Origin of the sequence: Pseudomonas gebzensis (genome assembly GCF_034427815.1) — a bacterium.
In the GTDB taxonomy this organism is placed as follows: Bacteria; Pseudomonadota; Gammaproteobacteria; order Pseudomonadales; family Pseudomonadaceae; genus Aquipseudomonas.
Genome location: NZ_JAXQNS010000011.1, coordinates 167,097 through 190,004, shown reverse-complemented (window position 1 = coordinate 190,004; position 22,908 = coordinate 167,097). Strand labels below are relative to the sequence as shown.

Below are 22,908 nucleotides of genomic sequence, written 5' to 3'. Positions count from 1 at the left end.
CGCCAACGGGCGTGGGCCTTGATAACGCGCATCAAGAGTTTGCTGACGATCAACACGGAAGTAGGTCTCGCTCATTCGAGATCGCACAGTAGCCTACGGGCGCCGCGGGTGCAACAAGCCCAGGGGCCGGGCAAACGAAGTGTTGAATTACCGCAAAGCCCGGATTTGCTATGGTCGGCCGGCTGTGTCGAATAACAACAAAGAATAGGAATCTCTACATGCGCACACCGCCCTTCTTACGCACGTTTCTGGGGATGATGGTTCTGGCCAGCGGCCAGGCCATGGCATCGCCCAACCCGTATTCCACGCTGATGGTCTTTGGCGATAGCCTCAGCGATGCCGGGCAGTTCCCTGACCTCACCGGAACGGACACCGGCACGCGCTTCACCAACCGCGATGCGCACGGCAACTATGCGCCCGTTTCGCCGATGATTCTTGGCAGCAAGCTGGGCTTGGACGCTGCTGAACTGGGCCCCTCGACATCGCCCTACAACGCGGCGACCGGCCGGCCAGATGGCAACAACTGGGCTGTAGGTGGTTACACCACGCAGCAGATCCTTGATTCCATCACCGACACATCCAAGGTCGTGATTCCACCCGGCAACCGGTTCGCTGGCCTGGTGATCCGCGAGCGCCCCGGCTACCTTGCCAACGGCCTGCGCGCCGACCCCAACGCCTTGTACTACCTCACCGGCGGCGGCAACGACTTCCTGCAAAACCTGGTGACCAGCCCCGCCGAGGCGGCCGCAGCCGGCGGCCGGCTCGCAGCGAGCGCTCAAGCCCTGCAGCAAGGCGGCGCACGCTACATGATGGTCTGGCTGCTGCCAGACCTGGGCCAGACACCGAACTACAGTGGCTCGCCCCTGCAAGGCCCGCTCTCGCAGCTCTCGGCGGTGTTCAACCAGTCGCTGGTGAATCAACTGCGCCAGATCGATGCCGAAATCATTCCGCTGAACGTGCCGGCCTTGCTCAAGGAAGCACTGGTCAGCCCGGGCGAGTTCGGCCTGGCCACCGACCAAGACCTGGTCGCCACCTGCTACAGCGGCGACAGCTGCCGCGAGAACACACGCTACGGCATCAACAGCGCCACACCCGACCCCAGCAAACTGCTGTTCAATGACGCGGTGCACCCCACCATCGCCGGCCAGCATCTGATCGCCGACTATGGCTACTCGATCCTTTCGGCGCCCTGGGAGCTGACGCTGTTGCCGGAGATGGCCCAGGCCGGCATCCGCGCCCAGCAGGATGAGCTGCGCAACCAGTGGCAGACGCCCTGGCAAGGCATCGGCCAATGGCAGGCGATCGTCGCAGCGGGCGGGCAAGACCTCGACTTCGACAGCCAACGCAGCTCGGCCAAGGGTGATGGCCGCGGTTACAACCTCACCGTGGGCGGCAGCTATCGGTTGAATGAGGCCTGGCGCGTGGGCCTGGCCGGCGGCGTGTATCGGCAGAAGCTGGAGGTCGGCGCCGAGGATTCGCAGTACCGCCTCGACAGTTATCTGGCCAGCGCCTTCGCCCAGTTCCGTCAGGACCGCTGGTGGGCAGATGCGGCGATCACTGCCGGGCACCTGGACTACAGCGACCTCAAGCGCACCTTCGCCTTGGGCGTGAACGAGCGGAGCGAGAAAGGCGATACCGACGGCCAAGCGTGGGCGGTCACGGGTCGGGTCGGTTTCGACCTCGCCCAACCAGGCAGCCAATGGCAACTGGCGCCGTTCCTGAGCGCCGACTACGCGCGGGTCAAGGTCGACGGTTACGACGAGCGCAGCGATCGCGCCACTGCGCTGGGCGTGGACGACCAGGAGCGCACCTCGCGTCGTCTGGGTGCGGGCTTGCGGGGCAGCGTGCAAGTGGCGCCGGCCACCCAACTGTTCGCCGAAGTGGCGCGTGAGCACGAGTTCGAGCACGACCGCCAGGATGTCACGCTGCACCTGGCCAGCTTGCCGGACAACGACTTTACCCTCACCGGTTACCAACCCGACAGCAACCTGACCCGTGCCAGTCTGGGCCTGAGCCAGCAGCTGGCCCCCGGCCTGAACCTGCGCGGCAACTACAACTGGCGCAAGAGTGATGCCGTCACCCAGCAGGGCGTGAGCCTGGCGCTGAGCCTGGATTTCTAAGGCGTCCCACAACGAAAAACGGCGCTTGATTCAAGCGCCGTTTTCGTATGCGTACCGCTCAGCGGGCGGGTGTCTGTTCCGCCAACGCCACGGCGCGGAACATCGCCCGGCGCTTGTTCAAGGTTTCTTCCCACTCCAGTGCCGGCACCGAGTCAGCGACAATGCCGCCACCGGCCTGCACGTGCAGCTCACCGTCCTTGATCACGGCGGTGCGAATGGCAATGGCGGTGTCCATGTTGCCGTTCCAGGCAAAGTAGCCCACTGCCCCGCCATACACGCCGCGCTTGACCGGTTCCAGCTCATCGATGATTTCCATCGCACGGATCTTTGGTGCACCCGACAAGGTGCCCGCCGGCAGGATCGCACGCAGCGCATCCATCGCCGTGAGGTCTTCGCGCAGCCGGCCGGTGACGTTGGACACGATGTGCATCACGTTCGAATAGCGCTCGATCACCATCTTCTCGGTCAGGCGCACGCTGCCGGTGGACGACACCCGGCCCACGTCGTTGCGGCCCAGGTCGATCAGCATCAGGTGCTCGGCGATTTCCTTGTCATCGGACAGCAAGTCGTCTTCCAGCGCGCGATCGGCTTCTTCGGTGGCACCGCGCGGACGCGTACCGGCGATCGGGCGTACCGTGACCAGTTCGTCTTCGACGCGCACCAGCACCTCGGGTGAGCTGCCGACCACGTGGAAATCACCAAAGTTGAAGAAGTACATGTACGGCGTTGGATTGAAGCAACGCAGCGCGCGGTACAGGTCGATGGGCGCGGCCTTGAAGTCGATGGACATACGCTGCGACGGCACCACCTGCATGCAGTCACCGGCGAGGATGTAGTCCTTCACGGTGTCCACTGCGCGTTCGTAGTCGGCCTGGGTGAAGCTGGAGCGAAATTCCGGGTCGGCCGCAGGCGGTGCCGAGAGGTCGAGGCCACGCCGCGGCGTGATCGGTTCACGCAAGGTGGCCAGTAGCGCTTGCAGGCGTGCCTGGCCCAGATCGTAGGCGTGCTCATCTGCCGGGTTGACCAGCACGATGGCGTGCATCTTGCCAGCCAGGTTGTCGAACACGACCACGGCGTCCGACACCATCAGGAGGATGTCCGGCACCCCCAGCGGGTCAGGGTTGGGGCAGGCGCCCAGACGCTTTTCCACATAGCGCACGCAGTCATAGCCGAAGTAGCCGACCAGGCCGCCGTTGAAGCGCGGCAGGCCTGGGATGTCGGCCACGTGGTAGCGGTCCTTGAACGCTTCGACGAAGGCCAGCGGGTCTTCGACCGTGTGCTGTTCCACCTCGACGCCGTTTTCCAGAATGCTCACCTGATAGCCATGCACTCGCAGCACGGTGCGCGACGGCAGGCCGATCATCGAGTAACGGCCCCACTTCTCCCCGCCCTGAACCGATTCCAGCAGGTAGGTGTTGGGTTGGTCGGCGAGTTTCAGGTAGATCGACAGCGGCGTGTCGAAGTCGGCCAGGGTTTCACAGGCCAGGGGAATGCGGTTGTAGCCGGCAGCGGCCAGGCGCAGGAATTCTTCGCGGGTCATGGGTAGCCTCGGGGGCGAGCAGCAATGGATGAGGGCGAGCAGACGGGCCGGCAGGCGCCGGCGGGGGGCGTCAGGCGCGCCAGCGCCAGCGGGCCAGTGCCTTGATGACTTTCATCCAGTATTTGCCGGTGACGACCACGGGAGGCTCTCTGTGCTTCGACGATTTGAAGTCGGGCAACGTTATCCCAGTGGCTGTGACGACGCAACCGGGGATCAACAGGCGCAGGTCGTCGATCACCAGGCTCGGCGATTCTTCGCTGATCGGCCGCCCATGGTTGTAGCCATAGCTGAGCGCTGCACATTGCACGTGCGCGGCTTTGGCCGCCAACACATCGCTGCGCGAATCCCCCACGAACAGCGCCTGATCCGGGCTGACCCCTGCCATTTTCAGGACGAACAGCAGCGCGGCGGGGTCGGGTTTCTTCTCCGGCAGGGTGTCGCCGCCGATGATCCACTTGAAGTATTCGCCCAGTTTCATCTGATCGAGCAGCGGCGCGACGAATCGCTCGGGCTTGTTGGTGATCAGCGCCATGGGCACATCGTGGGCACGCAACCAGCGCAGGGTGTCCCGCACGCCGGGATAGACCACGGTCAGGTCGTGGCTGCGCGAATAGGCCTCGTTGAACAGGCTCATCCCACGCTCGGCGAGCGCGTCATCGACCGCGGTGTGGTCGATGCTGTTCGCCAGGGCTCGGCGCACCAGTACCGGCGCACCATTGCCGACCCATTGGCGCACCGAGGCGAAGCCCACGGGTGGGCGGTCGAGTGCGAGCAGCATGTGGTCCACTGCGCTGGTCAAGTCGGGGACCGAATCAACCAAGGTGCCATCGAGGTCGAACATCACCAGCTTGGGCAGCGCGCCCGGGAACAGCTGCTCGAGGCCGCTCATGCGCGTGCCAGGGCCAGTTCTGAACGCATGCTGGCGATCACTTCGCGGTAGTCGGGGGCATTGAAGATGGCCGAGCCGGCGACAAAGGTGTCGGCGCCGGCGGCGGCGATCTCGCGGATGTTGTTGACGTTCACGCCGCCGTCGATCTCCAGGCGGATATCGCGCCCGCTGGCATCGATCAAGGCGCGCGCTTCACGCAGCTTGTCGAGCGTGCAGGGAATGAACTTCTGCCCGCCGAAGCCCGGGTTGACGCTCATCAGCAAGACCATGTCGATCTTGTCCATGACGTACTTGAGCACCTCCAGGCTGGTGGCCGGATTGAACACCAGGCCAGCCTTGCAACCGCCGTCCTTGATCAGTTGCAGGGAGCGGTCGATGTGCTGCGAGGCTTCAGGGTGGAAGGTGATGTAGCTCGCGCCGGCCTCGATGAAGTCACCGATGATGCGGTCGACCGGGCTGACCATCAGGTGCACGTCGATGGGCGCGGTCACCCCATGCTTGCGCAGGGCCGAACAGACCATCGGGCCGATGGTGAGGTTGGGCACGTAGTGGTTGTCCATGACATCGAAGTGGACGATGTCGGCGCCGCTGGCCAATACCGTGTCGACTTCCTCGCCCAGGCGAGCGAAATCGGCAGAGAGAATGGAGGGGGCAATAGCGTAGGGCTGCATGGCGCACCTGTTGGCAGAATCACGGTGGCGCGCATTGTAACTCAGGGAAATGCTTCGGGGCTGATTGGTATCAATTCGTGTCCCGGGCAGACGCGGGGGCGCTGGTGGCGCCGGCTTGCCGCGGTCTTGCAGCGGCAGGCTGCGGGGGATGAAGGCTGCATGGCAGCCCTGCGCCAGTGATTCGGCGCGCCTGTCGAGTGGGACGCGCCGTGGCTTCAGGCCCTGCAGTGGCGCAGGGCACTGGCCGCGACGCGCATGCCCTCAGGCAGGCTGTTGTGTGCGCAGCTTCTCGCTGCGCCCACGCAACCACTCCAGGGTCAGCAACAGCACCACCGAGAAGGCGATCAGCAAGGTAGCCGCCGCCGCGATGGTCGGGCTGAGGTTCTCGCGGATACCGCTGAACATCTGCCGCGGCAGGGTCGCTTGCTCGGGGCCGGCGAGAAACAGCGTCACCACCACTTCGTCGAACGAGGTGGCAAAGGCGAACAGCGCACCGGAAATCACTCCAGGCGCAATCAGCGGCAAGGTCACCCGGCGGAACGCGGTGACCGGCGAGGCGCCGAGGCTGGCCGCCGCGCGCACCAGGTTGTGATTGAACCCCTGCAGCGTGGCCGACACCGTGATGATCACGAACGGCACGCCCAGCACGGCATGCACCAGGATCAGCGACAGGAAGCTGTTACCCAGCCCCAGTGGCGCGAAGAACAGGTAGCTGGCCACACCAATGATCACCACCGGCACCACCATCGGTGAGATCACCAGTGCCATCACCAGCGACTTGCCAGGAAAATCGCCGCGGGTCAGGCCGATTGCCGCCAAGGTACCGAAGACCATCGCCAGCACGGTGGCCGCCGGGGCGACGATGACGCTGTTTTTCAGTGCCCGCATCCACTCGGCCGAGCCGAAGAAATCCTGATACCAGTGCAGCGAGAAACCCTGCAGCGGGTACACCAGGAAGCTGCCGCTGTTGAACGACAGCGGCACGATCACCAGCACCGGCAACACCAGGAACAACAGCACCAGGCCGCAGAGAATCCGCAGGCCGTAGAACCACACCCGCTCCACGGGCGACATGTAAGGGCTCAGCATGACGAACGCTCCTCAGCTCAGGCGCAGGCGGCTGGCGCCGACCAGCCAGCTATAGATCAGGTACAGCAGCACGGTCGCCAGCAGCAACAGGCCGCCCAGTGCGGTCGCCATGCCCCAGTTGATGCTGGTGTTGGTGTAGAAGGCCACGAAGTAGCTGACCATCTGGTCGTTCGGGCTGCCGAGCAGCGCCGGGGTGATGTAGTAGCCGATGGCAAGAATGAACACCAGCAGGCACCCGGCGCCGACACCGGCGTAGGTCTGCGGGAAATACACTCGCCAGAAGCTGGCAAACGGGTGGCAGCCCAGGGAAATGGCCGCCCGCATGTAGCTCGGGGAGATGCCTTTCATCACGCTGTACAACGGCAGGATCATGAACGGCAGCAGGATGTGCACCATCGAGATGTACACACCGGTGCGGTTGAACACCAGCTCCAGCGGCTGATCGATGATGCCCAGCGCCATCAACGCGCTGTTGATCAGCCCCCCCGATTGCAGCAGCACGATCCACGCCGCCACCCGTACCAGGATCGAGGTCCAGAACGGCAACAGCACGAGAATCATCAGCAGGTTGCTCTGCCGAGTCGGCAGGTTGGCCAGCAGGTACGCCAGTGGGTAGGCCAGGAGCAGGCAGATACCGGTAATCACCATGCCCATCCACAGGGTGCGGGCGAAGATATCCAGGTAGATCGCCTGGTCGGGCGAAGTCTTGGCCAGCTCGCCGAGGTCATCGATGCGGTGGTCGACCGAGGCCAGCAGGTAGAACGAGGTCACGCCGCTGGTGTTGCGGCGGATCGCTTGCCAGTACGCAGGATCCCCCCAGCGCTCATCAATACTTTGCAGGGCTTCTTTATAAGAGGCGGGCTCGCTTTTCAGCGGCAGCGCGCGAGCCGTCTTGGCCAGCAGGCTGCGATAGCCGGCCAGCTCCATGTTCAGGCGTTTCGACAGATCACCCAGGGTCTGGTTCTTGCGGGCCTCGACCAGGTCTTCGCTCAAGGCCTTGTAGACGTTTTCGCCCGGCAGGCTCTTGCCGTCCCACTGCGCGATGACCTCCACGGTGCGCGGCATGCCGCCCACCACTTCCGGATTGCCGACGCTCTTGTAGAGCAACGCTGCAATCGGCACCAGAAACACCAGCAGGAGGAACAGCGCCAGGGGCGCGATCAACGCCTGCGCCTTCCAGCGGTTGACCCGCTCGGCGCGCTTGAGGCGCTGCTTGAGGTTGGGACCTGCGCCTTCATTCAGGGGCACTGCAATGGCCATGACGGACTCCGGGAATCAGGGGAAACAGAAGCGCCAGCCAGGCTGGCGCTTCTCCAGCAGCAGCGCGAATTACTTCTTCGCAGCCCACGCATTGAAACGTTGCTCCAGCTGCTCGCTGTTGTCGGCCCAGAAGGCCACGTCGATCTGCACCTGATTGGCAATGTTCTCAGGCGTGGTCGGCATGGTCTGCTTCACCTCCTCCGACAGCATGTCCACAGCCTGGGTATTGGCCGGGCCGTAGGCGATGTTCTCGGAATAGATCTTCTGCTGCGCCGGCTGCACGCTGTAGGCGATGAATTTCTTCGCCTCATCGGCGTTTTTCGCACCCTTCGGAATGGCCCAGGCATCGAAGTCATAGATGCCACCGTTGAACACCACTTTCAGGTTGCTTTCTTTCTGCACCGCAGCGATTCGGCCGTTGTAGGCCGAGCTCATCACGACATCGCCCGAGGCCAGGAACTGCGGCGGCTGGGCGCCGGCTTCCCACCACTGAATGTTCGGCTTCAGCTCATCGAGTTTCTTGAAGGCGCGGTCGACGCCGGCCTGGGTTGCCAGCACGGTGTAGACGTCCTTGGGCGCAACGCCGTCGGCCATCAACGCGAATTCCAGGGTGTACTTGGCGCCCTTGCGCAGGCCGCGCTTGCCGGGGAATTTCTTCGTGTCCCAGAAATCGGCCCAGCTGGTCGGTGCGGTCTTGAGCTTGTCGGCGTTATAGGCCAGCACGGTGGACCAGACGAAGAAGCCGACGCCGCAGGGCTGAATAGCGCCTTTCACGTAGTCGGACTCGTTACCGAACAGTGCAGGATCGAGCTCCTCGAACAGGCCCTCGTCACAGCCACGGGCCAGTTCCGGCGATTCCACCTCGACCAGGTTCCAGGACACGCTCTTGGTGTCGACCATGGCCTTGATCTTGGCCATCTCGCCGTTGTACTCACCGGCGACGATCTTGCCCTTGCCTGCCTGTTCCCACGGCTCGTAGAACGCTTTCACCTGGGCGGCCTTGTTGGCACCGCCAAACGACACCACGGTGAGGTCTGCGGGCGTTTCTGCGGCGAGGGCGTGGCCTGCGACCATCAGGCCCAGTGCCAGGGCGGTCAGTTTCAACTGCTTGTGCATTATTGTTTTCTCCACAGTAGGACTTGGTGACAGACAGGTTCAATGAGCCTGGGCAATCGGATCGAGCGCGCGGGCGTGCTCCACTTCCCAGCCCAGCGGCACGACATCGCCCACGGCGAGCGCCGGGTCGAGCTCGGCAATGGGCTGTTTGACGAAGAAATCAGGTTTGCCACAGACTTCGAGGCGCACCCGCACGTGGTCGCCGAGGTAGATGAATTCGGCCACGCGGCCCGAGAAGCGGTTGGCGCAATGCTCGCTATGGCCATTGAGGCGCACGCGCTCGGGGCGGATCGACAAGGTGACCGGCTCGCCCGGCTGACCCACATTCACCGCCAGGGCCTCGACCCGCTCGCCACGGGCCAGCTGCACCTGGCAGCGTTCGCCATGGCGCGACAGCAAGGTGCCGTTGAGGCGGTTGTTCTCGCCGATGAAGTTGGCGACGAAGGTATTGCTCGGCGCTTCATAAAGGGTGCGCGGGTCGGCGATCTGCTGAATCTCGCCTTGATGGAACACCGCCACGCGGTCGGACATGGTCAGCGCCTCGCCCTGGTCGTGGGTGACGTACACCACGGTGACGCCCAGGCGCTGGTGGATGTGCTTGATTTCCATCTGCATGTGTTCACGCAGCTGCTTGTCGAGGGCGCCGAGGGGTTCGTCCATCAGCACCAGCTGGGGCTCGAACACCAGCGCGCGGGCCAGGGCCACGCGCTGCTGCTGGCCGCCGGAGAGCTGGCCGGGATAGCGCTTGGCGAAGCTGTCGAGCTGGACCATGTTGAGCACGCGCTTGACACGCTCGCTGACGTCGGTCTTGCTCAGGTTGCGCACGGTCAGGGGGAAGGCGAGGTTCTCGGCAACGGTCATGTGCGGGAACAGCGCGTAGTTCTGGAACACCATGCCGATGTCGCGCTTGTGCGGCGGCACGTTGTTGATCGAACGCCCGGCCAGCTGGATTTCACCGGCGGTGGGGGTCTCGAAGCCGGCCAGCATCATCAGGCTGGTGGTCTTGCCGGAACCGGAGGGCCCGAGCAACGTCAGAAATTCCCCTTTGCGGATATCCAGGTTGAGGTTCTTGACGATCAGCGCCTCGCCGTCGTAGCTCTTCTGCACGCCGCGGAAGCTGACCAGCGTCGAGCCGCTCGAATTCACCTCACTCATACCTGCACCTTTTTTATTGGATGACTGCCGTGAGCACAGCCTAGACAAGCTGCAGACCGCCGGAAATCGGCCGTGCTGAGAGAATGCCATCATCCGTTTGGAAGATTGCGTGTAGGGAATGCCCTACAGGCATGTCGGGATTGGGATGGTGCTGATCGCGCCGAAGGCGGTGGGGTTTTTCGGGCGTCGGTCAGCGCCAGGCAGGCCGGTCCTGCGCCACCTGACGTGGGGCCGCCTCGCAGCCCATCGCGGCCGGCCGGAGCAACGCAGAAGCCGCCCGTACCAGCATCGTGGTCTGCGCGCCAGCGCCTGCGCCGTCCAGGGCCAGGCACCGGAACAAGCCTGTCGCAAACAGAACACTCAGATCAGCTTGTGCTCCATCGCATACTTCACCAGCTCGGCCAGCGAGTGCACTTTCAGTTTCTGCATCAGCCGCGCCTTGTGGGTGCTGATGGTCTTGCTCGACAACGCCAGTTGCTGGGCGATGTCGTTGACATTGGCGCCGTGGGCCAGGCGCTCGAATACGGAAAACTCCCGCTCCGACAGCAAGGTGTGCAACGGCCGCGATTCGGTCAGGCCGACCTCGAACACCATGCGGTCGGCCAGCGCCGGGTCGATGTAACGCCCGCCTGCCGCCACCCGGCGGATGGCGGTGAGCAACAGCGCCGGATCGCTGTCCTTGGTCGCATAGCCGGCAGCGCCGGCCTTCAAGGCGCGGGCGGCCATCTGCGCTTCGTCGTGCATCGACAGCATCAGGATCGCTGGCGGATCGCTCAGGGCACGGATGCGCGCAATCGCCTCCAGGCCGCTCACGCCGGGCATGGAGATATCCAGCAACACCACTTCACACGGTGTATGACGCAGGGTCTCAAGCAATTGCTCACCATTGCCTGCCTCCCCCACTACCTGCATGTCGCGGGCCAGGCCGAGCAGTTGCTTGATGCCTTCTCTGACGATGGTGTGGTCTTCTGCCACCAACACTCGAATCACACGCGTTCCTCCTGTTGCACCGCGATGGTCACGCTCAGGCTGGTGCCCTCGCCCGGCTCACTGTCCAAACTCATGCTGCCACCGAGCATCAGCACCCGCTCGCGCATGCCCACCAGGCCGAACGAAGTGGGCCGGCTGTCGTCGATGGCAAAGCCCACGCCGTCGTCGATGACGGTCATGCGCAACAGTGGGTGTTCATGCACCAGCTCGATCTGCACCGTGTGCGCCTGAGCGTGACGAATGACATTGGTCAAGGCCTCCTGCAGCACACGGAACAGGCCGGTGGCCTTGGCATCGCTCAAGGCCGGCAGGTTCTCGGGCACCTGCACCAGGCACGGAATCTGGGTGCGCGCCTCGAAGCGGCGCGCCTGCCACTCAATGGCCGAGGCAATCCCGGCATCGAGAATCGGCGGGCGCAAGGCCGTGGCCACATCGCGCACCAACTGGAACAACTGGGCAATCAGGCGCTTCATGCTCGATAGCCGTTCCTGCAGGCCGGGGTCGAGCTCGGCGTACGCCAGCTCGCACATCGACACCTCCAGCTTGAGCACGGTGAGCATCTGGCCGAGTTCGTCGTGCACTTCACGGGCAATGCGCGCCTTTTCTTCCTCGCGCACGCTTTCCAGGTGGGCCGACAGCTCGCGCAACTGTTCCTGGGAACGCTCCAGCGCCTGCTCGGCGCGCTTGCTCTGGGTGATGTCCCAGACCACGCCATCCCAGACCACCCGGCCATCGCCCAGGTGCCGGCTGCTGGCCTTGATGTCGGCCCAGCGCTGCTCGCCTTCGCGGGTGAGCACCCGGCCCTGCCATGACCAGTCTTGATCATGGGCCAGGGCCAGGTCCTGGATGCGGTGGTAGTCGGCGCGGTCGTCGGGGTGGACCAGGCTGCGCAAGCCCATGTCCGGCTGCTGCAGGCTCGCCGGCGAGTAGCCGACCAGCGATTGGCTGCCCTCACTGATGTAGGGAAATTCCAGGCCGTCGTCGTCGGGGGCGCGCTCCAGGCGAAACACCAGGCCGGGCACATTGCCGGCAATGCCCTTCAGACGCGCCTCGCTTTCGCGCAGTTGCGCCAGGGCACGGCGGCGCTCGGTCACGTCGGTGAGAAATACCACCAGGTATTCGGCGTCGCGAAAACGCAGGAACGACAACGACAGATCGACCGGCAGGAGCCTGCCATCGGCGCGCAGACAGTGGCTCTCGAAGTGCTCGATGTCATCACCACTGCGCGCACGCTTCCACAGCTCCAGCCAGCGGTCCATGTGCAGGTTGGGCTCGAAGTCGATCAGCGGCCGTTCGAGCAGCTCGCCGTCGCCGTAGCCGAGCATGCGTTCGGCCGCCTGATTGGCATAGCGCACATGGCTGTCCCAGTTGACCCAGAGAATGCCGATGGTGCTCTGGTCGAGGGAGAACTGGCTCAGGCGCAGGGATTCTTCGCGCAACTGGCGCTCCGAGAGCTTCTCGCGGGTCTCCAGCAGCTGGCGTTCGAGGTAGCGCTGCTGGCGCCGCTGCCAGGCCAGCGTGGCCAGCGCGCAGAGCAACAATATGCCGAGCAGCAGGGCCAGGTTCTGCCAGAAGCCGGCCGATTCGGCAAAGCGCGGGTACTTGGGTTGCAGCCAGCGCTGGTGGATCTGCTCCAGGGTCCTGGCGGGCATCGCCTGAACGCCCCGCTGAAGCACCTCGGCCAGTACTGGCCAGTCAGGGCGCGAGCCGATACGCAGCAACTGCGGCAGGCCGATATCACCGACCACTGCCAGGTCAGCGAACTCGTTTTCCCGCGACAGCCGGCTCAGTTGGGCTTCATCCAGCACGGCATAGCTCGTTTGAGCGCCGACGGTCCACTGCAAGGCCGTGCGCTCATTGGGCACGCCTTGCAGGTTGAGCCTGGGGTAGTTGCTGCGCAGGTAATCGGCCAGCGCGCTGGGCATGCGCACGGCAACCCGCTCGTCGGGCCGCAGCCGCTCAAGGTCAATGGCCACCGCGCCGGTGCGCGGACCGACCACCCGTTGTGGGATGCGCATGTACGGGTCGCTGAACAGCCACAGACGCAGGCTGGCCTGGGTCTGCATCAGGCCAGGCGCGAAGTCGATCTCGCCGGCCTGCACGGCATGCCCGAGCGAAGCCTGGTCAGGGAAGTTACGCCAGGTGAGGTCCAGGCGCAGTGCCTGGGCCAGCCAGGTCACCAGTTCGACGTTGGCACCATAGAGTTGTTGCAGGCGCCGGTCGAACTGCGCGTAGGGCGCTTGCAGCACCAGGCCCACGCGCAGGTGGCGGTGGGCGTCGAGCCACTGCTGCTGGGCAGGTTCAAGGCTGACCGACGGCGTCTGCGCCCACGCCAGGCTGCTGAGCAGGCAGCAGTAGCAGACCATCAACAGCCAACGCACGGGCTTCATCTCTAGGCGCATCCTGGCAAAAGGGTGGCCATCACGCGTGGCCGGAGGGGGAAAATACGATTAGGCTGCGAGGAACATTCTGACGCTGGATGGACCGATGTTCTCACTTTATCGCACATCGCTGGTGGCCTTTTGCCTAGCTGTAACCGTTGTGCCAGTGGGCCAGGCCGCCGACGACCCGGCGCCGGCCGCACCGGTGACTGCGCCAGCACCGCGTCCGCCCCTGGCCGACCGTAGCGCGGATGACGCCCAGGCACTGGAGCGACGGGTGCCCAAGGAAGAACAGCGCACGCTGCAAGCCGGCAGCGACAGCTTCCTGGCGTTGTGGAAGCCGGCCAACGACAGCGACCCCAAAGGCGTGGTGATCATCGTGCCCGGCGCCGGTGAAACGGCGGATTGGCCCACCGCCGTCGGCCCCTTGCGTCGCAAACTGCCAGACAGCGGCTGGCACAGCTTGAGCATCACTGTGCCGGATCTGGTGGCCGAGCAACCTCAGGCCCGCGTTGAACCCGCGGCTGCCGCGGCACCGACCACCGCCGATGGCCAGACGGCACCCGCCAAGGACACCCCGGATGACGCCAACGCCAACGTCGCCCAAGCCACCTCGCCCGACGCCGACACGGCCGAAAGCACCGACGCCGCCCAGGCCAGCGACGACAGCGACAAGGCCGACGCCGAGCGCATCTTCGCCCGCATAAAAGCCGCGATCACCTATGCCCAGTCGCAGAACACGCAGACCATCGTTTTGCTTGGGCATGGCAGCGGCGCTTACTGGACGGCGCGATTGCTCAGCGAGCAACAGCCGCCAGAGGTGCAACGGCTGGTGATGGTCGCGGCGCAGACGCCAGCGCGGGTCGAGGACAACCTGCACAGCCTGTTGCCGACCTTGAAAGTGCCTACAGCCGACATCTACTACGCCCTGCGCAGCCAGGACAAGAACGCCGCTGAGCAGCGCTTGCAGGCTACACGCCGGGTCAAGGACAGCCAGTACCGCCAGCTCTCGCTGATCGCCACGCCCGGTGACAGCGCAGCGCAGCAAGAGCAGTTGTTCAGGCGGGTCAAGGGATGGTTGAGCCCGCAGCAGTAAAGCTGCAGGCTTCGATGCCTGCTACAGCCCGTGGCGCTTGCGCACCAGCGCATAGGCCTGGTGCAGTTCGCGCGTTCTGTCGGTAGCCGCGCGCACCTGAGCGGCACTGGCGCCCTGGCCTTGCAGCTTGTCCGGGTGGTGCTGGCTGAGCAGCCTGCGGTAGGCCCGCTTGATGTCATTGGGCGCAGTGGCGGGCGTAACGCCCAATACCCGTAACGCCCCCGCGTAGGTCAGCGATGGGGCCTCGCGCGGCATGCCCCGTGGCTCGTACTCACGCGCCAGGGCTTGAACCTGAAGCCGCCCCAGCCCCAACTGCACGCCCCAATCGGCCAGCAGCGTGCGCTCTTCGCGGCCTGCCTTGCCATCGGCCCAGACCATTCGCCAGCAAGCACGCACCGTGCCCTCACTGGCATGGGCCTGCTGTTTGATCCGGCGCAGATGATGGCCCAGGCGGTCCTTGCCGGCCTTGCCCCGGTTGAAAGCCTCGATCGCGCGCAGCCGGCCAGGCTCAGACAGGTCCAGACGCAGCATTTCTTCCCGGGCCTGACGGATATGGCTCTGTTCTACCCGCCCGTCACTCTTGGCCAGCCGCCCGAGCAAAACGAACAGCAAGTCCTCGTCACGCAGTGGCCCGCGGCCATGCAGGCGGTCGTTGAGGTCTGCCCAACCGTTCACGCGCAGCCGCCGGTCCATGGCCTGACCGAGCAAACCGCCCAGCAGGGCACCGGGAATATTGGCCACGGCAAAGCCTGCGCCCAGCCCCACCAACGTGCTTGGCCACCACATGTTCAGGGCCGCTCGGTGATCAGGCGTTCGGCTTCGGCGAGCCGCTCGGGCGTACCGACGTCGATCCAGGCGCCGGTGTAGTGCTCGCCGGTCACCCGCGCCTCGCTGATTGCCTGGCGCAGCAGCGGCGCGAGCTTGAAGGCGCCGGCCTGGCTGTCTTTGAAGAGTGCTGGATCAAGGACCGAGAGACCACTGAAGGTCAGTTTCGCCGGGCCGTCGTTGCCGACCTGCCCGTCAACGAGGCTGAAGTCACCTGCGCCGTGGTGGCCAGGGTTGTCCACCAGCACCAGATGGGCGAGGCCATTGAAGGGCGTACGCAGGCGGGCGAAATCGTAGTCGGTCCAGATATCACCGTTGACCAGCACGAACGGCTCGCTGCCCAGCAGTGGCAGCGCCTTGAAGATTCCACCGCCCGTTTCCAGCGGTTCGCCCTCGGGAGAATAAGCGATGCTCACACCGAAGCGTCGGCCATCGCCCAGGTGCGCTTCGATCTGTGGCCCGAGCCATGCGTGATTGATCACCACGTCGCTGAACCCGGCGGCCGCCAGCGCACGCAGGTGGTATTCGATCAACGGCTGGCCGGCCACTGGAATCAGCGGCTTGGGCGTGTGCAAGGTCAGCGGGCGCATGCGCTCGCCCTTGCCGGCGGCCAGGATCATCGCCTTCATCGCGCGGCCCCAGCGTGCAGCTCGCTGATCAACTGGCCCAGCTCAGCGAGTTCGGGCCGGCGTGCGATGACCTCTTCTATATAAGTGAAGAAGCGCGGAACGTCGCTCAGGTAGCGGGGTTTGCCATCGCGGTGGCAGATGCGCGCGAAGATACCGATCACTTTCAAGTGACGCTGGACGCCCATCAGGTCGCTGGCGCGCTGGAAAACATCGAAATCAGCCTGCACCGCGATGCCTGCCGTACGCGCTTTGCTCCAGTAGTCGCGCAACCAGGCATCGACACGCGCCTGCGGCCAGCTGAGGAAAGCGTCCTTGAACAGGCAGGTGATGTCGTAAGTGACCGGGCCGTACACCGCGTCCTGGAAATCCAGCACACCAGGGTTGGGTTCGCTGACCATCAGGTTGCGCGGCATGTAGTCGCGGTGCACGAGCACCTTGGGCTGGGCCAGGGCGCTGTCGATCAGGTGCTGGCTGACCCGCTGCCAGGTCGCCTGCTGGGCCGGAGTCAGGGTGAGGTCCAGAACGTGCGCCACATACCACTGGGGGAACAGTTCAAGCTCGCGGCGCAGCAGGGCATCGTCGTAATGGGGCAGCGGCGCAGTGCATGGCAACTGCTGGAACGTCAGCAAGGCCTCGATGGCGTCGGCGAACAGGCGGTCGGCGTTGTCAGGGTCGATGACGTCGAGGTAGGTCTGCCGACCCAGGTCGCTCAACAACAGAAAGCCGCGCGGGACATCCTGCGCGTGGATCAGCGGCACGTTGACACCGGCGTTGGCCAGCAACAGATCAATATCGACGAACGGTTGGCAGTTTTCCTGGGGCGGCGGAGCGTCCATCACCACCAGCGTGTGCTCCCCGCCCTGCCAGCGGAAGTAACGACGGAAACTGGCGTCGCTGCTGGCGGCGGTCAATGTTCCCGCGGGGACGGTGCCCCAGCCATTGTTCAGGAACAGGGTCGGCAGTTGCTCATCCAGCCACTGACTCAGGTGTTGCAGACGTACATCATGTTCGGGCATTACATGGGTCTCCGACGGCCCTAGCCGTCAAGCGGGTCATGCTTTATTATCCAGCATCTTTTTCAGACCATCGAGAGGCGTGCGGCCCCCACACGCGGGCAGATGGCACGCAGGAAGCCCGGACTAATAAGATGGCATTGAAATCCCCCGCGTTTCGTAGAAAGTTTCCGTTGCTGGTGACCGGCGGCCTGTTGGCCCTGCAAACTCTGGCCACGCCGCAGGTGATGGCTGCCGAGCAGTTCAACTGCCAAGTGTCCGCCTCGGGTGGTTGGGACTGCAAGCCCAAGGCCAGCGATAACCTTCCCCCACGGCCTGTTCACAAGGGCGCCGCGCAAGCTGGCGGCGACCAGGGTGACGTAGCGCAAAGCGCCGACGCCCCCCAGGACAAGCCCGTACTGGTGACCGAGGCCAAGGGCCGCGGCCTGAAGTCGCGCAGTGCCGACTACAGCCACCTCGACTGGGTCCCGCGTGACAAGCTCACCCCTGCGCAACTGGCCGAAACCGGCCCGTACTGCGGTGGCGCCTACATCGAGCCGACCCGCCCGGGCATGAATGACACCACGCCCAAGGACGAGTCGCCGACCTACCTCAACGCCAAGGTGTCTCGCTACCAGCAGGAACAGCAGGTCGCGACCCTCGCCGGTGACGTGGTCATGCGCCAGGGCAGCATGCAGTTGCAGGCCGATGAGGCCAACCTGTACCAGACCGAGAACCGCGGCGAGCTCAAGGGCAACGTCAAGTTGCGCGACAACGGCTCGCTGGTGGTCGGCGACCAGGCCCAGGTGCAGCTCGATACCGGTGAAGCCAAGGTCGATAACGCCGAATACGTGATGCACAAGTCCCGCATCCGCGGCAGCGCGCTGTACGCCAAGCGTGCCGAAGACGCCATCATCCGCCTCAAGGATGGTACATACACCACCTGCGAGCCGGGCAGCAACGCCTGGCAGCTCAAGGGCAACAACATCACCCTGAACCCGGCCACCGGGTTCGGTACCGCGACCAACGTCACGCTGCGGGTCAAGGATATTCCGGTGTTCTACACACCTTATATCTACTTCCCCATCGATGACCGTCGCCAGTCCGGCTTCCTGCCGCCTTCGTTCAGCAGCAGCAGCGACAGCGGCTTCACGCTGGTCACCCCGTACTACTTCAACCTGGCACCGAACTACGACGCTACGTTGTACCCGCGCTACATGACCAAACGCGGCTTGTTGATGGAAGGCGAATTCCGCTACCTCACCGAGTCCAGTGAAGGTCAGATCGGCGGCGGCTACCTGAATGACGACAGCGACGAGCGCAAACGCCAGACCGACTACAAAGACAAGCGCTGGATGGTCAACCTGCAGCACAAGGGTGGCCTGAACGACCGTCTGATGACCGAGGTGAACTACACCGACATCAGCGACCCGTTCTACTTCCAGGACCTCGAATCCGATCAGATCGGTGTCGAGCGAAAAGACTTCCTCGATCAGCAGGGCGCGCTCACCTACCGCGGCGACAGCTACACCGCACGGTTGAATGCGCATGCCTACGAGGCGGCGACCATTTCGCAGATCACGCCATACGATCGCCTGCCGCAAATCACCCTGAACGGAACGCTGCCCTTCCAGCCGGGTGGGTTGAATTTCGATTATGAAACCGAGGCGGTGCGGTTTGACCGGGATTTGAAAAATAGCGCTGTGTTCAATAAGGACGGCGTAGCCGACGGAGACTTCGGCTTTATCGTTCCTGACGACCCTTCATCGGGTGGCCGACACATTGATGAAAACATCAGAGGCATCGCGCGCGCCAACGGCACGCGTCTGAACCTCGCGCCGTCGATCAGTCTGCCGATGCAAGCGAGCTACGGTTACGTCACGCCAAAGCTGAAGTATGTCTACACCCAGTACGATCTGGACCTGGACGGTCAAGGCAAAGCCCAGGCTGCAGCTCAGGCATCCAGCGCAGGCTACGGCAGCTACAGCAGCTCGATAGACCGCTCGATTCCGGTCTTCAGCGTCGACAGCGGCCTGTACTTCGACCGCAATACGTCGATGTTCGGCACCAACTACCGTCAAACCCTCGAACCGCGCATGTTCTACCTGTACGTGCCGAACAAGGAACAAGCTGACATCCCGCTGTTCGACACGGCGGAAACCCTGTTCAGCTACGACTCGCTGTTCCGCGACAACCGCTTCTCGGGCACCGACCGCATCGGCGACGAGAACAAGCTGTCGCTGGGCGTGACCACCCGCTGGATCGAAGACAACGGCTTCGAGCGCCAGACCTTCAGCATTGGCCAGGCCCTGTACTTCAAGGACCGGGAAGTCCAGCTGCCGGGTATCGACTACCGTGACCGCAGCGACAGCACCTCGGATGTCTCGCCTTACGCACTGGTTTACGGCTATCGCTTCAACCGCGACTGGCGCTTCAACTCCGACTTCAACTGGGACCCGGACAGCCACAGCACCCGCTCGGGCAGCGCGATGTTCCACTACCAGCCTGAAGACGAGCCGAACAAGATCGTCAACCTGGGTTATCGCTATCGCAATGACCAGATCAACTTCGATACGGCGACCGGTACGTGGAAAGTCAATGGTGGTGACTATGGCCAGCCAGGCGATGCCAACTACATCAAGGACTACTACAAGATCCAGCAGCACGACTTCTCGGTCATCTGGCCGATCGTCCCGCAATGGAGCGTCATCGCGCGCTGGCAGCATGACTACAACCGCAACCGCACCCTGGAAGCCATGGGCGGTTTCGAGTACGACAACTGCTGCTGGAAGCTGCGCCTGATCAACCGTTACTGGCTTGATTTCGACGATTACAGCCAGGCGGCTCCACAGAACGAGAAGGGCGACCATGGCGTCTTCCTGCAGATCGTCCTCAAGGGTCTCGGCGGCGTCGTTGGCAAGAAAGTCGAAACCTTCCTCGACCAAGGCATTCAAGGTTACCGCGAACGTGAAGAGCAAGCTTTTTGATCGCATCCGCCCAGCGTTGCTGGGCGTTGCATTGCTGAGTGGGGCGGTACATGCCGCCGTGCAACCTCTGGACCGTGTAGTGGCCATCGTCGACAGCGACGTGGTCATGCAAAGCCAATTGAACCAGCGCACCCAGGAAGTCCAACAGACCATCGCCAAGCGCGGCGGCGGCGTGCCGCCTGCCAGTGCGCTGCAGCAGCAGGTGCTCGAGCGCCTGATCGTGGAAAACCTGCAACTGCAGATTGGCGAACGTTCGGGTATCCGCATCACTGATGAAGAGCTGAACCAGGCCATCGGCACCATTGCCCAGCGCAATGGCATGTCGCTGGATCAGTTCCGCGCCGCCTTGGCCCATGACGGTCTGTCGTTCGACGACGCACGTGAGCAGGTCAAGCGCGAGATGATCATCAGCCGTGTGCGTCAGCGTCGTGTCGCTGAGCGCATTCAGGTGTCGGAGCAGGAAGTGAAGAACTTCCTTGCCTCGGACATGGGCAAGATGCAGCTGTCGGAAGAATACCGACTGGCCAACATCCTGATCCCTACGCCTGAAAGCGCCAACTCCGAGACGATCCAGGCAGCAGCGCGCAAGGCTGGCAACGTTTACCAGCAACTGCGTCAAGGCGCTGACTTCGGCCAGCTGGCGATTTCTCAATCGGCCAGTGAGAACGCCCTGGAAGGCGGCGAAATGGGCTGGCGCAAAGCCGGTCAGTTGCCTCCTGACTTCGCCAAGCTGCTGGGCAGCATGGGGACGGGTGATATCACCCAGCCCATTCGCATTCCCAACGGCTTCATCATTCTCAAGCTCGAAGAGAAGCGCGGCGGCAGTGCCAACGTGCTGCGTGACGAAGTGCATGTTCGCCACATCCTGATCAAGCCCAACGAAATCCGCAGCGATGCGGCGACCGAGCAACTGGCCGAGCGTCTGTACGAGCGCATCAGGAACGGCGAAGACTTCGCCGAGCTGGCGAAGAGCTTCTCCGAAGACCCGGGTTCCGCGCTCAATGGCGGCGATCTGAACTGGATCGACCCCAACAGCCTGGTACCTGAGTTCCGCGAGCAGATGGCCAGCGCCGAGCAAGGTGTCGTGACCCGTCCGTTCAAGACTCAGTACGGTTGGCATGTGCTGGAAGTGCTGGGCCGTCGCGCCACCGACAGCACCGAACAAGCGCGCGAGCAACAGGCAATGACCGTGCTGCGCAACCGTAAGTACGACGAAGAGCTGCAAACCTGGCTGCGCCAGATCCGCGACGAGGCCTATGTCGAGGTCAAGCTGCCGGGCGCTGACCAGGCTGCCCAGTGACTCCAAAGCGCTTCGCACTGACCCCGGGCGAGCCCGCCGGCATAGGTCCTGACCTGTGCCTGCTGCTCGCCACGCAGGCCCAGCCTCACCCCCTGATCGCCATCACCGACCGTGACCTGCTCGCCGAGCGGGCCACGCAGTTGGGGTTGGCGATCAGGCTGCTTGAAGTGGCACCGGAGCAGTGGCCCGATCAGCCGGCGCCAGCGGGCAGTGTCTACGTCTGGCATACCCCACTGGCCAGCCCTGCAGTTGCAGGTCAGCTCAACGAAAGCAACGCGGCGTTCGTCCTCGAGACCCTCACCCGCGCCGGCACGGGGTGCCTGAACGGCGACTTCGCCGGCATGATCACCGCCCCGGTGCACAAGGGCGTGATCAACGAGGCGGGCATCCCGTTCTCCGGGCACACCGAATTCCTGGCCGAACTGACCCACACCGCGCAAGTGGTCATGATGCTGGCCACCGGTGACCTGCGCGTTGCGCTGGTCACCACGCACCTGCCCTTGCGCGAGGTGGCCGATGCCATCACGGGCGAGCGTCTCGAGCGGGTCACGCGCATCCTGCATGCCGATCTGCGCGACAAGTTCGGCATTGATCAGCCACGCATCCTGGTCTGCGGGCTCAACCCGCACGCCGGCGAAGGCGGCCACCTGGGCCGCGAAGAAATCGACACCATCGAGCCGACGCTGGAACGCCTGCGCGGCGAAGGCATGGACCTGCGCGGTCCACTGCCGGCCGATACCCTGTTTACCCCCAAATATCTGGAGCACTGCGATGCAGTGCTGGCGATGTACCACGACCAGGGCCTGCCGGTCCTCAAGTACAAGGGCTTCGGCGCGGCGGTCAATGTGACGCTGGGCCTGCCGATCATCCGTACTTCGGTTGACCACGGCACTGCCCTGGACCTCGCCGGCACTGGCCGGGTCGACACCGGCAGCCTGCGCGTCGCGCTGAACACCGCCTACCAGATGGCCGAGAACCGACCATGAACGAGCATTACCAACACCGGGCGCGCAAGCGCTTCGGGCAGAACTTCCTGCATGACGCCGGCGTTATCGACCGTATCCTGCGCGCCATTCATGCCAAGCCCGGCGAACACCTGCTGGAAATCGGCCCCGGCCAAGGCGCCCTCACCGAGGGGCTGGTCAACAGTGGCGCGCACCTCGATGTGGTCGAGCTGGACAAGGACCTGGTGCCGATCCTGCAACACAAGTTCCGCGACGCCGACAACTTCCGCCTGCACCAGGGCGATGCGCTGAAGTTCGACTTCAACCAGCTCGGCGTGCCCGCGCGCAGCCTGAAAGTCGTCGGCAACCTGCCTTACAACATTTCCACCCCACTGATCTTTCATCTGCTGGCCCATGCCCACCTGATTCGCGACATGCACTTCATGTTGCAGAAAGAGGTGGTCGAGCGCATGGCCGCTGGGCCGGGCGGCGGTGACTGGGGCCGACTGTCGATCATGGTGCAGTACCACTGCCGGGTCGAACACCTGTTCAACGTCGGGCCGGGCGCCTTCAACCCGCCGCCCAAGGTCGACTCGGCCATCGTCCGCCTGGTGCCGCACGAAACCCCGCCGCACCCGGCCAAAGACCCTGCCCTGCTCGAACGCGTGGTGCGTGAAGCGTTCAACCAGCGCCGCAAGACCCTGCGCAACACGCTCAAGGGCTTGCTCGACGCTGCCGCCATCGAGGCCGCCGGCGTTGATGGCAGCCTGCGCCCCGAGCAGCTTGATCTGAGCGCATTCGTGCGCCTGGCCGATCAGCTGGCGGCGCAGGCACCCAGCGCCTGATCCGCTCGCGGGGCGTGCCCCGCGACCTCCGCCGGTCCGCCAGCCGGCTGGCCCGCGCGCCCTGCAATGACCTAGACTG

The 22,908-nt window shown here is 64.2% G+C and carries 18 protein-coding genes; 6 read left to right on the top strand and 12 right to left on the bottom strand.

Annotated elements, in window-relative coordinates; all coding sequences use genetic code 11:
- Positions 1 to 218: 218 nt before the first annotated feature.
- Entirely contained in the window at positions 219 to 2,120 is a 1,902-nt protein-coding gene (estP, locus tag SJI00_RS19720; protein ID WP_322463352.1) for an esterase EstP, read from the top strand.
- 58 nt (positions 2,121 to 2,178) lie between these two features.
- On the opposite strand, the gene trpE is transcribed toward estP, so the two are convergent.
- From trpE to SJI00_RS19675, 9 genes are all read right to left on the bottom strand, one after another.
- Positions 2,179 to 3,660 (bottom strand): anthranilate synthase component I, encoded by a 1,482-nt coding sequence (gene trpE, locus SJI00_RS19715; protein ID WP_322463351.1) that lies wholly within the window; start codon positions 3,658 to 3,660, stop codon positions 2,179 to 2,181.
- A 70-nt stretch (positions 3,661 to 3,730) separates the two neighbouring features.
- On the bottom strand, positions 3,731 to 4,549 hold the full coding sequence (locus SJI00_RS19710; RefSeq protein WP_322463350.1) for a phosphoglycolate phosphatase: 819 nt from the start codon (positions 4,547 to 4,549) through the stop codon (positions 3,731 to 3,733).
- Positions 4,546 to 5,220, bottom strand: coding sequence for a ribulose-phosphate 3-epimerase (rpe, locus tag SJI00_RS19705; protein WP_322463349.1), 675 nt, complete (start codon positions 5,218 to 5,220; stop codon positions 4,546 to 4,548). Before rpe ends, SJI00_RS19710 begins: the two co-directional genes overlap by 4 nt.
- 261 nt (positions 5,221 to 5,481) lie before the next feature.
- Complete coding sequence (locus SJI00_RS19700) at positions 5,482 to 6,309, bottom strand: ABC transporter permease (RefSeq protein ID WP_322463348.1); 828 nt, start codon at positions 6,307 to 6,309, stop codon at positions 5,482 to 5,484.
- A gap of 12 nt (positions 6,310 to 6,321) precedes the next feature.
- The gene (locus tag SJI00_RS19695; protein ID WP_322463347.1) at positions 6,322 to 7,569 is read right to left on the bottom strand and encodes an ABC transporter permease; all 1,248 of its coding nucleotides are present in this window, start codon (positions 7,567 to 7,569) and stop codon (positions 6,322 to 6,324) included.
- Positions 7,570 to 7,638: 69 nt separating this feature from the next.
- Positions 7,639 to 8,685, bottom strand: coding sequence for an ABC transporter substrate-binding protein (locus SJI00_RS19690; protein WP_322463346.1), 1,047 nt, complete (start codon positions 8,683 to 8,685; stop codon positions 7,639 to 7,641).
- A 39-nt stretch (positions 8,686 to 8,724) separates the two neighbouring features.
- Complete coding sequence (locus SJI00_RS19685) at positions 8,725 to 9,840, bottom strand: ABC transporter ATP-binding protein (RefSeq protein ID WP_322463345.1); 1,116 nt, start codon at positions 9,838 to 9,840, stop codon at positions 8,725 to 8,727.
- Positions 9,841 to 10,200: 360 nt separating this feature from the next.
- Positions 10,201 to 10,830 (bottom strand): response regulator transcription factor, encoded by a 630-nt coding sequence (locus SJI00_RS19680; protein WP_322463344.1) that lies wholly within the window; start codon positions 10,828 to 10,830, stop codon positions 10,201 to 10,203.
- Positions 10,827 to 13,220, bottom strand: a complete 2,394-nt coding sequence (locus SJI00_RS19675; protein WP_322463343.1) for a PAS domain-containing sensor histidine kinase — start codon at positions 13,218 to 13,220, stop codon at positions 10,827 to 10,829. Before SJI00_RS19675 ends, SJI00_RS19680 begins: the two co-directional genes overlap by 4 nt.
- Positions 13,221 to 13,317: 97 nt before the next feature.
- On the opposite strand from SJI00_RS19675, the gene SJI00_RS19670 reads away from it, so the two are divergent.
- Positions 13,318 to 14,307 (top strand): alpha/beta hydrolase family protein, encoded by a 990-nt coding sequence (locus tag SJI00_RS19670; protein WP_322463342.1) that lies wholly within the window; start codon positions 13,318 to 13,320, stop codon positions 14,305 to 14,307.
- Between the two features lie 21 nt (positions 14,308 to 14,328).
- Here SJI00_RS19670 and SJI00_RS19665 read toward each other — a convergent pair whose 3' ends face one another.
- From SJI00_RS19665 to SJI00_RS19655, 3 genes are read right to left on the bottom strand one after another with little or no spacing between them, the layout of a single operon-like run.
- Positions 14,329 to 15,093 (bottom strand): TerB family tellurite resistance protein, encoded by a 765-nt coding sequence (locus SJI00_RS19665; protein ID WP_322463341.1) that lies wholly within the window; start codon positions 15,091 to 15,093, stop codon positions 14,329 to 14,331.
- Between the two features lie 2 nt (positions 15,094 to 15,095).
- Complete coding sequence (gene murU / locus SJI00_RS19660) at positions 15,096 to 15,761, bottom strand: N-acetylmuramate alpha-1-phosphate uridylyltransferase MurU (RefSeq protein ID WP_322463340.1); 666 nt, start codon at positions 15,759 to 15,761, stop codon at positions 15,096 to 15,098.
- Positions 15,758 to 16,777, bottom strand: coding sequence for an aminoglycoside phosphotransferase family protein (locus SJI00_RS19655; protein WP_322463339.1), 1,020 nt, complete (start codon positions 16,775 to 16,777; stop codon positions 15,758 to 15,760). The genes murU and SJI00_RS19655 overlap by 4 nt, the downstream gene beginning before the upstream one ends.
- A 131-nt stretch (positions 16,778 to 16,908) precedes the next feature.
- Here SJI00_RS19655 and SJI00_RS19650 point away from each other — a divergent pair, with 131 nt between their 5' ends.
- From SJI00_RS19650 to rsmA, 4 genes are read left to right on the top strand one after another with little or no spacing between them, the layout of a single operon-like run.
- Positions 16,909 to 19,740: an LPS-assembly protein LptD gene (locus tag SJI00_RS19650; RefSeq protein ID WP_322463338.1), complete on the top strand. Its 2,832-nt coding sequence runs from the start codon at positions 16,909 to 16,911 to the stop codon at positions 19,738 to 19,740.
- Positions 19,721 to 21,040, top strand: coding sequence for a peptidylprolyl isomerase (locus SJI00_RS19645; protein ID WP_322463337.1), 1,320 nt, complete (start codon positions 19,721 to 19,723; stop codon positions 21,038 to 21,040). The genes SJI00_RS19650 and SJI00_RS19645 overlap by 20 nt, the downstream gene beginning before the upstream one ends.
- On the top strand, positions 21,037 to 22,026 hold the full coding sequence (gene pdxA, locus SJI00_RS19640; RefSeq protein WP_322463336.1) for a 4-hydroxythreonine-4-phosphate dehydrogenase PdxA: 990 nt from the start codon (positions 21,037 to 21,039) through the stop codon (positions 22,024 to 22,026). Before SJI00_RS19645 ends, pdxA begins: the two co-directional genes overlap by 4 nt.
- On the top strand, positions 22,023 to 22,829 hold the full coding sequence (gene rsmA / locus SJI00_RS19635; protein WP_322463335.1) for a 16S rRNA (adenine(1518)-N(6)/adenine(1519)-N(6))-dimethyltransferase RsmA: 807 nt from the start codon (positions 22,023 to 22,025) through the stop codon (positions 22,827 to 22,829). Before pdxA ends, rsmA begins: the two co-directional genes overlap by 4 nt.
- The last annotated feature ends 79 nt before the right edge of the window (positions 22,830 to 22,908 follow it).